The sequence below is a fragment of the Pseudoduganella sp. jia 12 genome (assembly GCF_055502675.1).
Window position 1 is genome coordinate 388,002 of sequence record NZ_JBUXKP010000002.1, and the last position, 12,201, is coordinate 400,202.

7 protein-coding genes are annotated in these 12,201 nt (G+C 60.0%); 4 read left to right on the forward strand and 3 right to left on the reverse strand.

The window, feature by feature from the left end; genetic code table 11:
- Nucleotides 1–72: 72 nt before the first annotated feature.
- Nucleotides 73–3,234, reverse strand: a complete 3,162-nt coding sequence (locus tag ACY65G_RS04775) for a type 2 lanthipeptide synthetase LanM family protein (protein ID WP_464996210.1) — start codon at nt 3,232–3,234, stop codon at nt 73–75.
- A gap of 929 nt (nt 3,235–4,163) precedes the next feature.
- Here ACY65G_RS04775 and ACY65G_RS04780 point away from each other — a divergent pair.
- The gene (locus tag ACY65G_RS04780; RefSeq protein WP_464996211.1) at nt 4,164–4,964 is read left to right on the forward strand and encodes a TauD/TfdA dioxygenase family protein; all 801 of its coding nucleotides are present in this window, start codon (nt 4,164–4,166) and stop codon (nt 4,962–4,964) included.
- On the opposite strand, the gene ACY65G_RS04785 is transcribed toward ACY65G_RS04780, so the two are convergent.
- Nucleotides 4,942–7,071, reverse strand: coding sequence for a S9 family peptidase (locus ACY65G_RS04785; protein WP_464996212.1), 2,130 nt, complete (start codon nt 7,069–7,071; stop codon nt 4,942–4,944). The two genes, ACY65G_RS04780 and ACY65G_RS04785, sit on opposite strands and share 23 nt — an antisense overlap.
- Before the next feature lie 316 nt (nt 7,072–7,387).
- On the opposite strand from ACY65G_RS04785, the gene ACY65G_RS04790 reads away from it, so the two are divergent.
- Nucleotides 7,388–8,086 (forward strand): FRG domain-containing protein, encoded by a 699-nt coding sequence (locus ACY65G_RS04790; protein ID WP_464996213.1) that lies wholly within the window; start codon nt 7,388–7,390, stop codon nt 8,084–8,086.
- Nucleotides 8,087–8,572: 486 nt separating this feature from the next.
- Here the strand turns inward: ACY65G_RS04790 and ACY65G_RS04795 are convergent, their stop codons facing one another.
- Complete coding sequence (locus ACY65G_RS04795; protein ID WP_464996214.1) at nt 8,573–9,127, reverse strand: thymidine kinase; 555 nt, start codon at nt 9,125–9,127, stop codon at nt 8,573–8,575.
- Between the two features lie 434 nt (nt 9,128–9,561).
- Here ACY65G_RS04795 and ACY65G_RS04800 point away from each other — a divergent pair, with 434 nt between their 5' ends.
- Both ACY65G_RS04800 and ACY65G_RS04805 read left to right on the forward strand, forming a co-directional pair.
- On the forward strand, nt 9,562–10,998 hold the full coding sequence (locus ACY65G_RS04800) for a pyridoxal-phosphate dependent enzyme (protein WP_464996215.1): 1,437 nt from the start codon (nt 9,562–9,564) through the stop codon (nt 10,996–10,998).
- A complete protein-coding gene (locus ACY65G_RS04805) occupies nt 10,995–12,197 on the forward strand; it encodes a trans-sulfuration enzyme family protein (RefSeq protein ID WP_464996216.1) in 1,203 nt (400 codons plus the stop codon). Before ACY65G_RS04800 ends, ACY65G_RS04805 begins: the two co-directional genes overlap by 4 nt.
- Nucleotides 12,198–12,201: the final 4 nt, after the last annotated feature.

A 12,201-nucleotide genomic window follows, 5' to 3' on the forward strand; every position in this document is an offset into this window, starting at 1 on the left:
CCGATTCATGCAGACGGCACCGACACCACAAAAAAGGAACTGTCTGGTTCAATGCTGGCTACGGCTGCACGTCTACTCCCAAGTGAGCGCCGACGGGAGCTGAACCCCTTCAACTCGCAGCGCACTGAATCCGACGCCGGCAAGTCCCTGGAAGAGGCCTGGGTTGTAGACAGCGGAGGTACCACCGATCCAGTTCAAGTCGCCAAGCCGGTTCCAGGTGGCACGCAGCCGTGACAAACGTTCTCCAGCGGCAAGCCGCAAAGGTGGGCGGTCCAGTATGGCGGCAGCTACGCTCAGGAACTCTATGTGCCCTGCATCTCCACAGCAGAGGCCGGCACTCCGTCCGCCCGGATCCCGCAAAGTGGCAGTGAGCGCACGTTCCACGTCCTGATCGAGCAAGTGCGTCATCACCGCTCCGTCACCGCGCATGGCCAGCCGGGCCAAGCCAATGCCCGGCGCACCGTAGCACCATTGATTGGGCGTGCGCGCCTTGTCTTTATGGGGGATCGCGCGCGGATCGGTCCAGTTGCCCAGGGCTGCATCGAAATGTCTGTTCTCGAAATCGACACAGTCCTGGGCCGCCTGGCGAAAGCGGACCTCGCCAGTGGCCGCATACAGCCGCGAAAAGGCGAGCGCCATGCCGGCAGCACCATGTGCAATGCCTGTCAGCGGCTCCACAAAGGCTGAAGAGATCCACATCCCATTCACTGCAGATCTATGCTGGAGGAGATGGTCGCCACAGAGGGTGGCACGCTCCACCAGCCACGTGGCACCGGTTCGCCGGTGCAAGGCCAGCAAAGCCAGACAGGCCCCTGCCGATCCCGCAACCAGATCGAACTTGTCGTCAGTGCAAATCAACTCGGACGAGATGCCGCGCGCGCAAGTGCTGGCGGCTTCCAACATTGCCCCGTCGGCTAGAATGTCGGAAACGAAGGCCAGTGCATACACGATCGATCCCAAGCCGACTGCTCCGCCCACGCCCAGTGCCCGGCCTAGCTGGCCAAGCCTGGGCGAATTCACCAGATTGATCGTCGCGCGCAACGCCTGGCGGCACTGCTCTGCGGCACATGCATCTGCACTCTTTGCAAGCGATGCCAGAAACAAGGCAATCCCCGTCGAGCCATAATAAAGGTCGTGACCCAATGGCCCTAATTGCGCAGCGACCTCATGATCTACGCGGTGAAGGCCGATCCACGCAATCGAATGAGGTGCGCGAAATGCATGTCGCAGAACTTCGTCTCGCAATATCTTCGCGAATGATGCCGCGCGCGCCCCAGGATCGTCAGCGCGTGGCCGGACGCGCTGCGCCATTTGCAGGCTGGCGCGTACGATATCGGCTTGGCGGTCGATCGTCGCCGGCGACAACCCGGCGAGCCTCGTACGGGCGACCTCCAATCCCAGGTCGATATGCAGGCGCGTCACAGGCCCGTGCCGATCGCTGATAATGTTCGACTCCGTCTGCATGGCGAAATACGGAATACCGAGCTCGTACAATTGCCGGCGCTCGCTACTCACCAGTTTCCAAGGCTCGTCGTTCTCGCTCTCCCAATCGAAGAAGCGGGCGATGAAATCCGCCTCCATACTCCAGCTTACCGAATCCTTCATATTGCGGTGATCGTAGAGCCGCTTCAGCAACATGTAATAAAAGCGCGTGGGTCGCACCACCTTGCGGATCGTTAGCGAGTGCGGCATGGCGGCACCTACAGCCGCCGAGACTGCATCGCGGCGACTCGACAAGAAGTGCATCGTCGCGCCGAAGCCGTTCAAGAACGCATCCCTGAACGACCCGACCGAAACCGGCTGACCGTCCAGTACAGGGAGGTTGGTCGCAATTTTGATGTGTTCGGTCGCCGAGCGCAGCAGCATCCGCGGCGTATTCACTTCGGCCCACTGGAGGATCTGCACCGGGTAGATGGATGGTTCGAGCGCGCCCATGCTGATCAGCGAGCCATCCTGGCTCTGGACGTACGAGGGAAGCATGCCGACACTTCGAACAGAATCCTCGATGAAGTGCGTGGCCAGCCATTGTGCCTGCGTATCCTCGTCGATGGACTTGGGCATCTGGCGAAGACCTTGCAAGACCATCTCGAAGTCAACGGGGACGGGGTGGTCTCGCTGCCCGATGAAGTTCTCCATATGCATGTCAGAGGTCGACAGAACGTGGAAGATCGCGAGCCAAGCCCCGAAGCGCCGATAGTAGGACACGACCTCGTGTTCGTCGGTGCAAGGACCACTTTCGATAAAGCGCGTCCAGCCATATCCGTCGCTTAGCAGGGCTTCAGGCAGAACGAGCGTTTCGGGCAGGCCAACATCCTGCAGGGCGGTCACGATCGATTCAACAAAGCGGTCCGGCCGCAGATCCTTGGGCTTGTAGAGCACACGATGCCCGTCCTCAAACTCGACGAGAAACACTGAATGGCCACCATTGTGGGGATCGGACATGCCCCAGTTGATACGCCGCACGCATGCGTCTGTGCTCGGTTGCGCCAACAGCTGCGCGATGCGCTGTCGGTCAGCCGCGAATCGCCTGAAGAAAGTAAGATAGCTGTCGTGCCACTGGTCCATCAGCATCGCCAACAGGCGAAAAAGAATTGGCTTTTCGCGCAACAAATCGGCATACCCACCGCCGCGCATATGGGCTGTAAATGCTTCGAGCGTGCCCGCAAGCAGTTGGCGGTTGGCGGCCTCATCCCCGCCACGCGCAGCGATGACGAGGCCGCGCCGCCAGACGAGCAAGACCTCATAGAAAGGTAGCTCGCAGAGATTGGACAGCCGACGGCGCAGATGATCGACCGCGTCATCGTGAACAGCCGGTGTCAGGAATGGAACAACTGCCTCCGGCAAGGCTGCCCGGAGCCTATTCGCCGCCTGATCCACAAGCGGAGCCAGCAGCGGCGCAAAAGCAACGTCGTCCTGGGTAAGGGGGGCCGCCTCCTGGGTTAGAAGATCGAACACGCGGCGAGTCTTGGCGACCCAGTTCGGCTCGGAGAATCCGGCGCGTCGCCGCACACCGCCCAGACGCCCGAGCACCCATTCCTTCGATCGGTTTTCCCGCGCCAGTCGTTTGGCAAAACTAGCTTCGTTTCCGTCCGCACCGATAGCTACCCATTGCGCCAACCTTTGCTGCGCGAGCTGCACATTTCGCTCATGCTCCGGTAGCACCTCGTAGGCAGGAGAAAAAAGTTCGTCGATGGTCAGCGCTACGGACTCGATATCGAGAGGTGACGGAGGCATGGAACAGGGACCAATGATAGGTGCTATAACCAATCGAAAAGAGGCGGACGCAGCGCAAACGGAGACACTTCTTGCTGAGCCGGCCAAAGGTCAACCCGTGTTGCTGATACGTGAGTTGCACAATTCACAGCACGCATGCTTGCCAGCAGACGGCACTGCCGCGGCACGCGGATGCGCAGCTAACGACGAACCCTGCTGAGCTGAAACGCCCGCGCCATGTCGATCGAATTGAAAGTTATTGCACTACAATTGTCCGCTGCGTGTTCGAATCGAGGCGGGTCCGCAATGTTGGCACCCGTATCAACGGGACATTCCCAATTTAGCAGGGAGCCTTCGATGGTGGCATGGACGAGTCATTCATGAATGAGAAAACGGTTGCCCTGCATCCAAGCAGGGCAACGTTGGGGGCGCTTGGCTGTCAGTTACAGCAACAGGTGCAGTTCACGCCCTGGTTGCTGGTACCGTCGCCAGGTGTCGATCGCCCATCGGCGAGGCTGCCCGTACCGGCGGCCGCTTCAAGTGCGAGATCGGTTACATGGCGGCCACTCATCACACTGTGGAAGTCCGCCTCTGCATTTACAAGCTTGTCAAAAAGTTGAGACATGTCAGTCCTTTCAATTTGAAAAATGTTGTGAAATCACCCTACGCTGGCGGAACGGCCGTGTCAACAAGATAGTCTGACCGAATTCGCAGGCGTATCATTGCTGACAAAGCCAAAGGGCCTTCGACAGCTTGACGGCATAATTTTGCCGGACGGTATTCCGCCAAACCGTTGCGATCACGGTGGCGCGCTATGGCTGCTTCCTGCCAGACCTGATGGCCAGCATGATAATTTGTTGCGTGCGCTGCCAAGCAGGGCTTGCCAATGGTGACGACAACCCCGCATGCTGTTGTTGGGGATTATTGCGAACTAACGTTGAGGCGACCGTATGGCCGACTTGCGTATCACTGCTCTCCCCGCTCCGCTTGGTGCTGTCGTACACGGTATCGACCAGGCGATCAGGCCCACACCCGCGATAGCGCGCGCCCTGCGGACAACGCTCGACACACACTTGCTCCTGCTGTTTCGAGGAGTGTTGGCAACTCCCTCGCAGCTGGTGGATTTTGCCGGCAGCTTTGGAGTCCCTGCGCTACATGGCATCATCGCGGGTCTGGTGGGCCATGACCGCATCACCGAGATCCGCAAAGAGCCGGAGCATCAACACAACTATGGAGGTGTATGGCACACCGACCTGAGTTTTCTAAGTTCTCCTCCGGCGGCCACAGTGCTGCAAGCCAGGGAACTACCGATGAGTGGCGGCGATACGCTGTGGAGCAATCAATATCTTGCCTACGAGGGGCTGCCTGCGCATTTGCGCGAACGAGTCGACGTTCTCTCCGCTGAGCACACTTCGCGCATGGCATTCGGCGGGATCGCGCATGATGCCGTTTCCACGATCCATCCCCTCGCGCCAGTGCATCCGCAGACCCGGCGGCGTTATCTCTACGTGAATCCAGCATCGATCATCCGTCTGCTCGCGGACGGTCACGAAGTGGATGACGCCGCCGAGTTGCTGGCTCATCTGATAGCCCATGCAACACAGGAACATCTGCAATATCGCCATCGCTGGGCCGTTGGCGATATTGTCGTGTGGGATAACCGCAGCACGATGCACAGGGCAATGAACGATTACCCTGGGCAGCGACGAGTCATGCACCGCGTTGCCGTCATGGCGCCGACGGATCCATAGGCACCAATGCCGGGCCGACCGCCTGGAGCGCGAAGGCATGGCGCAGGGCAGTTTCCGCAATCCGGTCGCGCTGGCCCGAAGCGCCGCTGTGTCCGGCGTGGAAGTTCGTCCTCAGGAAAATCGGCGCATTGGCAAGCTGGTGTGCACGAAGCCGCGCCGTCCATTTCGCCGCTTCCCAATAGGTAACCCTTGGATCGGTCAAGGCTTGAATAGCCAGCACGGGTGGATAAGCCTGCGACTTCACATTTTCGTAGGGCGACCATTGGGCGATGTGCTCGAAAGCTCGTGCCGAGGCCACGGGATTCCCCCACTCCGGCCATTCGAGCGGTGTCAGTGGAAGCGTCGCATCCAGCATCGTGTTTAACACATCCACGAATGGAGCCTCGACAATGACTGCCGCGAAGGTGTCGGGACTGGCATTGACGGATGCACCCACGAGGGCACCACCGGCGCTAACGCCGTGCGCCACGATGCGTCCCGGTGCAGCATAGCCTTCGCTAACCAGCATATTCGCCGCCGCGATGAAATCGCGAATGCCGTTCGGTTTGTGCTCCCCCCTGCCCGCGGCGTGCCATTCCGCGCCCAGTTCACCACCGCCGCGCACGTGTGCGATCGCCCAGACGAATCCACGATCCAGCAGACTCAGGCGATCGACATCAAAATGAGCGGGAAGGCTCACGCCGTATGCGCCGTATCCGTAAAGCAGGCATGGTGCGGTTCCATCCAGGGGGGTGTCGCGCCGGGCGACGATCGAAACAGGCACCCGCACACCTTGATCCGATTTCGCATCGATGCGCATGGTCACATAAGCGTGCTCGTCGAACCCACCACCGACGGGCTGCGTGTGGACGCGCGTTAGCGCACCGGTATTCATGTCAGCGTCGAAGACAGTCGGCGGTGTACACATCGAGGAATAGACCAGCCGCACCACATCGGTATCGAATTCATGGCTGGTGCCAAGATCGAGCGCGCATGCTGCTTCGCCAAGCGATATCGCATGCGTATGTCCGTCCGCATGACGCCGGACCATGGCGCGCAACAGGCCACAACGACGTTCAAGCCAGACCAGATGGCGCTGGAAGACACGATGCCCAATAACAACCGTGCCGGAACGGGCTGCAACCAGATCGCACCAGCCAGATACCTGCGGGCCTTCGAACCGGGCGGTCGCAATCTTGTAATCACGGGCTCCATTCGCGTTCGTCATTGCATAAAGGACGCCGTTACCTTCATCGATGTGGAACTTGCTGCCTGCATGTCCAGACACCAAGAGTATGGCTGGCGTCAACGGGTTGTCGGCCCGGATAAGATGGACCTCGGTTTCCTCATGGCTCTGCGACGTGGCGACGAACCAAGTCCTCGATTGGGTAAGGCGTATATTCAATGAAAACCGAGGGTCTCGTACTTCCAGCAGGAGGATGTCGTCTGTCGCTGCTTCTCCAACGCGATGTGCGTACAGACGGCTCTTTCGGTTGCTGTCGTCCAGACCGATGTACAGGAAGAACCGGCCATCGTTGCTGAAGGCACCGCCAGCGGCGACACCGCGGATGCGTTCGGCAAGGTCGCTGTCACTTTCCAAATCCCGGAACAGAAGCGTAAAGCGTTCCGATCCCACATCGTCCAGGAACCAGGCGAGTACCCGATGCGTCGGCGAATGCACGCTGGACCCCAGGCGAAAATATGGGAGCCCCTTTGCTTCGATTGCCGGATCGAGTATGACGTGGTGCACACCGCCGCCGAATGGCCGGCGCACGAGCTGCGGATGGTCGGCGTCTCGTGCCTGCTGCCTGCCATACTCGAACGGACCATCTCGCGTCCACACGGACATGTTGTTGACGAGCAGGCGGCTACGCAGTTCACGGATGAGAGCCCGCTGCAACGGCTCCAGGTGAGCCAGGCCCGCGCGACAGTAGGCGTTCTCCCGTTGCAAGTGGTCGCTGATTTCACTGCACAGCGCCGCCGGGTCGCGCAGCACCTGTTTCCAATTCCTTGCGCGTAGCCAGGCGTATTCGTCCACGCGCGAATGGCCATGCTGCGATATGTGATGCGGGCGTACTTCGCCAAGCGGCGCGATCGCAGCCGAACGGACCAGGAATGGAATGCGCATGGCCGGAATCACTTAATTGAGAGATACATGAATTTTCTTCAGTCAACACTTCAGTTAAAAATAAAAGAGGTCAGCGACGATAAGTTTATCCCCAAACTTTCGTTCAACGACCTTTGCGCTTAAATGTTTGGAAAGACTGTGCACAAGGCAGCACTTCATGCAACTGCATACCGTGACCTTCGTTCAACGACAGCATGTTGAATGGAAACATGTTTCTCTCACACTACAGCCTGGATCCGATCCAGGCCGCTCTGGCAAGTTTGACGGCGCAACGATGTAACATGGGGTTGGAGACAGCCAGTGACAGCAGTGTAGAGTGAATAACCGAGAGTATTGGATGCTGCGCGAATTTCAGAGAAGGTTTTCGGCGTACGCAAGCACCATACCGACACCAAGTAGCAAGCTCGATTGGCTTGCGGTGATGCAGCATTACGGTGGTGCAACGCGCCTGCTGGACTTCTCCCACCCCTTTTACGTTGCTGCTTTCTTCGCGGTCGAACGTGCCACCGGTGATGCTGCAGTGTGGGCGATATCATTGAGCGCACTGTCTGGAAGAATCGCTCATCTCCAAAATGTTGCCGAAGCCTCCGACGATGAAGAACGCAACATTGCCCATTCAGATTTTGCCAATCCGTTTATCGGCCTGAGTAGTCCGCCAGCATCGCCGGTCAAGGTGGCAGTACCATTTGAGCCGGAGATTCTGCATGAATGGCTGATCAGGCAGCAAGGATTTTTTCTTTGCCCTCTCGACCTGATGTCGACTCTCGTCGCGAATCTGGAGGCATCGTTCGACTCCCCTGAAACGATACTGAAAAGCAAAGATGTGTTGAGCTGGGACGCATGTGCAGCCAATCTCCACAACTATTCTGTACTTAAAATAATCCTCCCTCACCGGATTCACGGCGACGCGGCGAAAGATCTCGACCGCATGAATATAAACTCGGCCACGCTTTTCCCAGGCCTCGATGGATACGCCCGATCGATGGCAATTTACCTGCGAACTCGCCCTGCCTGAAACCGGGGATTGATGAGAGCCGGTTGCAAACCGCTAGATAAAGCTTGATGAAGGCTCATCATGACTACTACTTCGAGAGATCGCGCCAGACGGACTCGCAGCTCTCACCGTAACAACCCGACCAGAACGTAATTATTCTCGAAAGATTGACGAGCATTGCGTTGGCTCTCGGGGTCCTGGTTTTGGACTTACCATGTATGGCGTATTCAATGCGCGATAAGGCCATGCACCTGCATCTATAAGCTTGATGACGCGTTTTTCCGTAAGCGGCGCGCTGGATTCAGCCCGTCAATTAGCTTGAAGTGTCGTTTGCGCTACGTGGCAAGGTCAAACGCCAGCCCAATATCCGCAACATATCCTCAATGGAGTCTTGAAGTTGAGTCGAGGCTCTCCCAACAATGTCAGGGGGTTTATTCCCATCCACGTCCCGGGCTGGACCAATGCAAATCCCCCAAAAAAAACCCAGCGCAAGCTGGGTCGTTTGATTCAAGTGTAGAAGCACTTGGCACAAACCTGTCGATACAGGCTGTTCCCGCCAATGAGAACCTGGTCTCCTTCACGTACCCGCTCGCCGTTTGTATCCGTGCGGATGTTCATTGTGGCCTTCTTGCCACATTTACAGACCGTCTTTATCTCTTCGAGCGATTCCGCCAGAGCGAGCAGCGTGGCGGAGCCAGGGAACGGATTGCCTCTGAAATCCGAACGAAGTCCAAAGCACATCACGGGAGTGTTAGCGGCATGTACCCAGCGGTGGAGTTGGTGAACCTGTTCGATAGTAAGGAATTGCGCCTCGTCGACGAGTACGCACGCGACATTCACATCCTTTAGCATCACGGCAAAGTCGGTATCCGGGCTGTACGTAACAGCCTCGCACCGGAGCCCGATTCTCGAGGCGATTACGCCAAATCCGTCGCGGCCATCAAGCGAAGACGTCAGGAGAAGAACGTCCATGCCGTTTTCCCGGTAGTTATGAGCAACCTGCAAGAGGTATGTGCTCTTTCCGGCGTTCATAGCCGAGAACCTGAAATGCAGACTTGCCATCGCTTTCTTTCAATATAAATTACTATTAATATAACAAATCAAAGTATATGAAGTGGTTGCAGGTATTGGGGTGTCTATTAAATAGCACTAGTTCACGCACCCGTGTACTTGACGTTGAAATTCTCCTTTTTTGTCACCATTTTTCAGCTGAGTAAGCCAAATTGTTGTATTACATGCAACATATATGCAGGTGTCGGGTGAACAATCGCAGAGCAACGGAAGTAGAGTTTTGCCACTGCTGACCTGCTGTAAAAAAATGGAATGCGCGATTATAAGACAGCCTCGCGTGGCACTGGGCGCCATCGGGCGGCACCGGCCCGCCTTTACTGGCACCTGCCGGGGATTCGGCGCATACTGCCACGACACTGTCCGTTTCGCCTCACCACGCGCGAAACGGGCCTTTTCGCGATTTTTCGATCCCACGAGGAAAGACCATGGCGAGCACTGCTTTTTCCAATCATTCTTCCGATCACTCTTCCGATCGTTCTTCCCATCATCCCACCCCTGCCGCGCTGCCGGCGCTGTATGGCTTGATCGGGAACACGCCGCTGGTCGAAGTGACCCGCATCGACACCGGCCCGTGCCAGCTGTTCCTGAAACTCGAAAACCAGAACCCCGGCGGCTCGATCAAGGACCGTATCGCCCTGTCGATGATCGAAGCGGCCGAGCGCGATGGGCGCCTGCAGCCGGGGGGCACGATCATCGAGGCCACCGCCGGCAACACGGGCCTCGGCCTGGCCCTCGTCGGCCGCATCAAGGGCTACCGCGTGGTGCTCGTGGTACCGGACAAGATGGCCACCGAAAAGGTGCTGCACCTGAAGGCGCTGGGCGCGGAGATCCACATCACCCGCTCGGACGTGGGCAAGGGCCATGCCGACTACTACCAGGACCGCGCCGCACGCATCGCCGCCGACATTCCCGGCGCCTTCTACGCGGACCAGTTCAACAACCCCGCCAATCCGCTGGCGCATGAAACCACCACGGGCCCCGAACTGTGGCAGCAGGCCGGCCAGCAGCTCGATGCGATCGTCGTCGGCGTGGGGTCGTCCGGCACGCTCACCGGCCTGTCGCGCTATTTCGCCAGGGCCAATCCCGACCTCGAATTCGTGCTGGCCGATCCGAAAGGTTCGATCCTCACCGAATACCTGCGCACGGCCCGCGTGCCGGCAACCAGCGGCTCGTGGGCGGTGGAAGGCATCGGCGAGGACTTCGTGCCGTCGATCGCCGATTTTTCACGCGTGAAGCATGCCTACACGATCACCGACAGGGAAAGCTTCGACAGCGCCCGCGCGCTGGTGCGCGCCGAAGGCATCATCGGCGGCTCGTCGACGGGCACGCTGCTGGCCGCGGCGCTGAAGTTCTGCCGCGAACAGACGGCGCCGAAACGCGTGGCCACGTTTGTCTGCGACACGGGCACGCGCTACCTGTCGAAGATGTACAACGATGGCTGGATGTTCGACCAGGGCCTGATCGAACGCCCGCCCACGGGCGACCTGCGCGACCTCATCGGCCGCCGCCACGATGCGGGCGAGGTGGTCAGCGTGGCGCCGTCGGACACGCTGCTGGTGGCCTTCAACCGCATGCGCGCGGCCGACCTGGCGCAGCTGCCGGTGCTCGAGAACGGCAAGCTGGCGGGCATCATCGACGAATCGGACCTGCTGCTCCACGTGGGCAACCAGGCGCCGGCCTTCGCCGGCCTGGTGGGCGATACGATGACGGCCCGGCTGGAAACGCTGCAGCCAGGCGACAGCCTGCAGGCGCTGCGCAGCACACTCGATCGCGGCCTGACGGCCGTGGTGGCGGACAACCGCCAGTTCTACGGCCTGATCACCCGCTACGACCTCCTCAACCACCTTCGCAGGAAGCTATGAGCCCATCCGACAACGCCCATGACGTTCAAGACGAGCACCGCCAGCGGCTGGCCACCCGGGTGATCCACGCGGGCCAGGCACCCGACCCTTCCACCGGCGCGATCATGCCGCCGATCTATGCCACGTCCACGTTCGTGCAGCAGAGCCCCGGCGTGCACAAGGGCCTGGATTACGGCCGTTCGCACAACCCCACGCGCTGGGCCTTCGAACGCTGCGTGGCCGACCTGGAAGGCGGCGCGCAAGGCTACGCGTTCGCATCGGGCCTGGCGGCCATCGCCACGGTGCTCGAACTGCTCGACGCCGGTTCGCACATCGTGGCCGGCGACGATATGTATGGCGGCAGCTTCCGCCTGTTCGAACGGGTGCGCCGGCGCAGCGCCGGCCATGCGTTCACGTATGCCGACCTGACGAACCCGGAGAACCTGCTGGCGGTGCTGCGCCCGGACACCAGGATGGTGTGGGTGGAAACGCCGACGAACCCGATGCTGAAACTGGCCGACCTGGCCGCCATCGCCAGGATCTGCCGCGAGCGCAACATCATCGCGGTGGCCGACAACACGTTCGCCAGCCCGATCGTGCAGCGCCCGCTGGAGCACGGCTTCGACATCGTGGTGCACTCGGCCACCAAATACCTGAATGGCCATTCCGACATCATCGGCGGCATCGCCGTCGTCGCCGGCGAGGCGCGCCAGGCCGCGTGGCGCGAGCAGCTGGGCTTCCTGCAGAATTCGGTGGGCGCGATTCTCGGGCCGTTCGACAGCTTCCTTGCGCTGCGCGGCGTGAAAACGCTGGCGATCCGCCTGGAGCGCCACTGCGCCAGCGCGCTGGCGCTGGCGCAGTGGCTGGAACAGCAGCCGAAGGTGCGCAAGGTGTTCTATCCGGGCCTGCCGGCGCACCCGCAGCATGCGCTGGCGCGGCGCCAGATGCAGGGCTTCGGCGGCATCATTTCGGTCGACCTGGCCACCGACCTGGCGGGCGCGCGCCGCTTCCTGGAACGCTGCGAAGTGTTTGCGCTGGCGGAAAGCCTGGGCGGTGTGGAAAGCCTGATCGAACACCCGGCGCTGATGACGCATGCCACGATCCCGGCCGCCCAGCGCGCACAACTGGGCATCGGCGACGGCCTGGTGCGCCTGTCGGTGGGCATCGAGCACGTGGACGATCTGCGCCGCGACCTGGCCGACGCGCTGGCGGCGATCTAGCGTC

Excerpts from the sequence above, each read along its gene's own strand:
- ACY65G_RS04775 (WP_464996210.1), bottom strand. The coding sequence starts at position 3,234 with ATGCCTCCGTCACCTCTCGATATCGAGTCCGTAGCGCTGACCATCGAC.
- ACY65G_RS04785 (WP_464996212.1), bottom strand. The coding sequence starts at position 7,071 with ATGCGCATTCCATTCCTGGTCCGTTCGGCTGCGATCGCGCCGCTTGGC.
- ACY65G_RS04805 (WP_464996216.1), top strand. The coding sequence starts at position 10,995 with ATGAGCCCATCCGACAACGCCCATGACGTTCAAGACGAGCACCGCCAG.
- ACY65G_RS04780 (WP_464996211.1), top strand. The coding sequence starts at position 4,164 with ATGGCCGACTTGCGTATCACTGCTCTCCCCGCTCCGCTTGGTGCTGTC.
- ACY65G_RS04800 (WP_464996215.1), top strand. The coding sequence starts at position 9,562 with ATGGCGAGCACTGCTTTTTCCAATCATTCTTCCGATCACTCTTCCGAT.
- ACY65G_RS04795 (WP_464996214.1), bottom strand. The coding sequence starts at position 9,127 with ATGGCAAGTCTGCATTTCAGGTTCTCGGCTATGAACGCCGGAAAGAGC.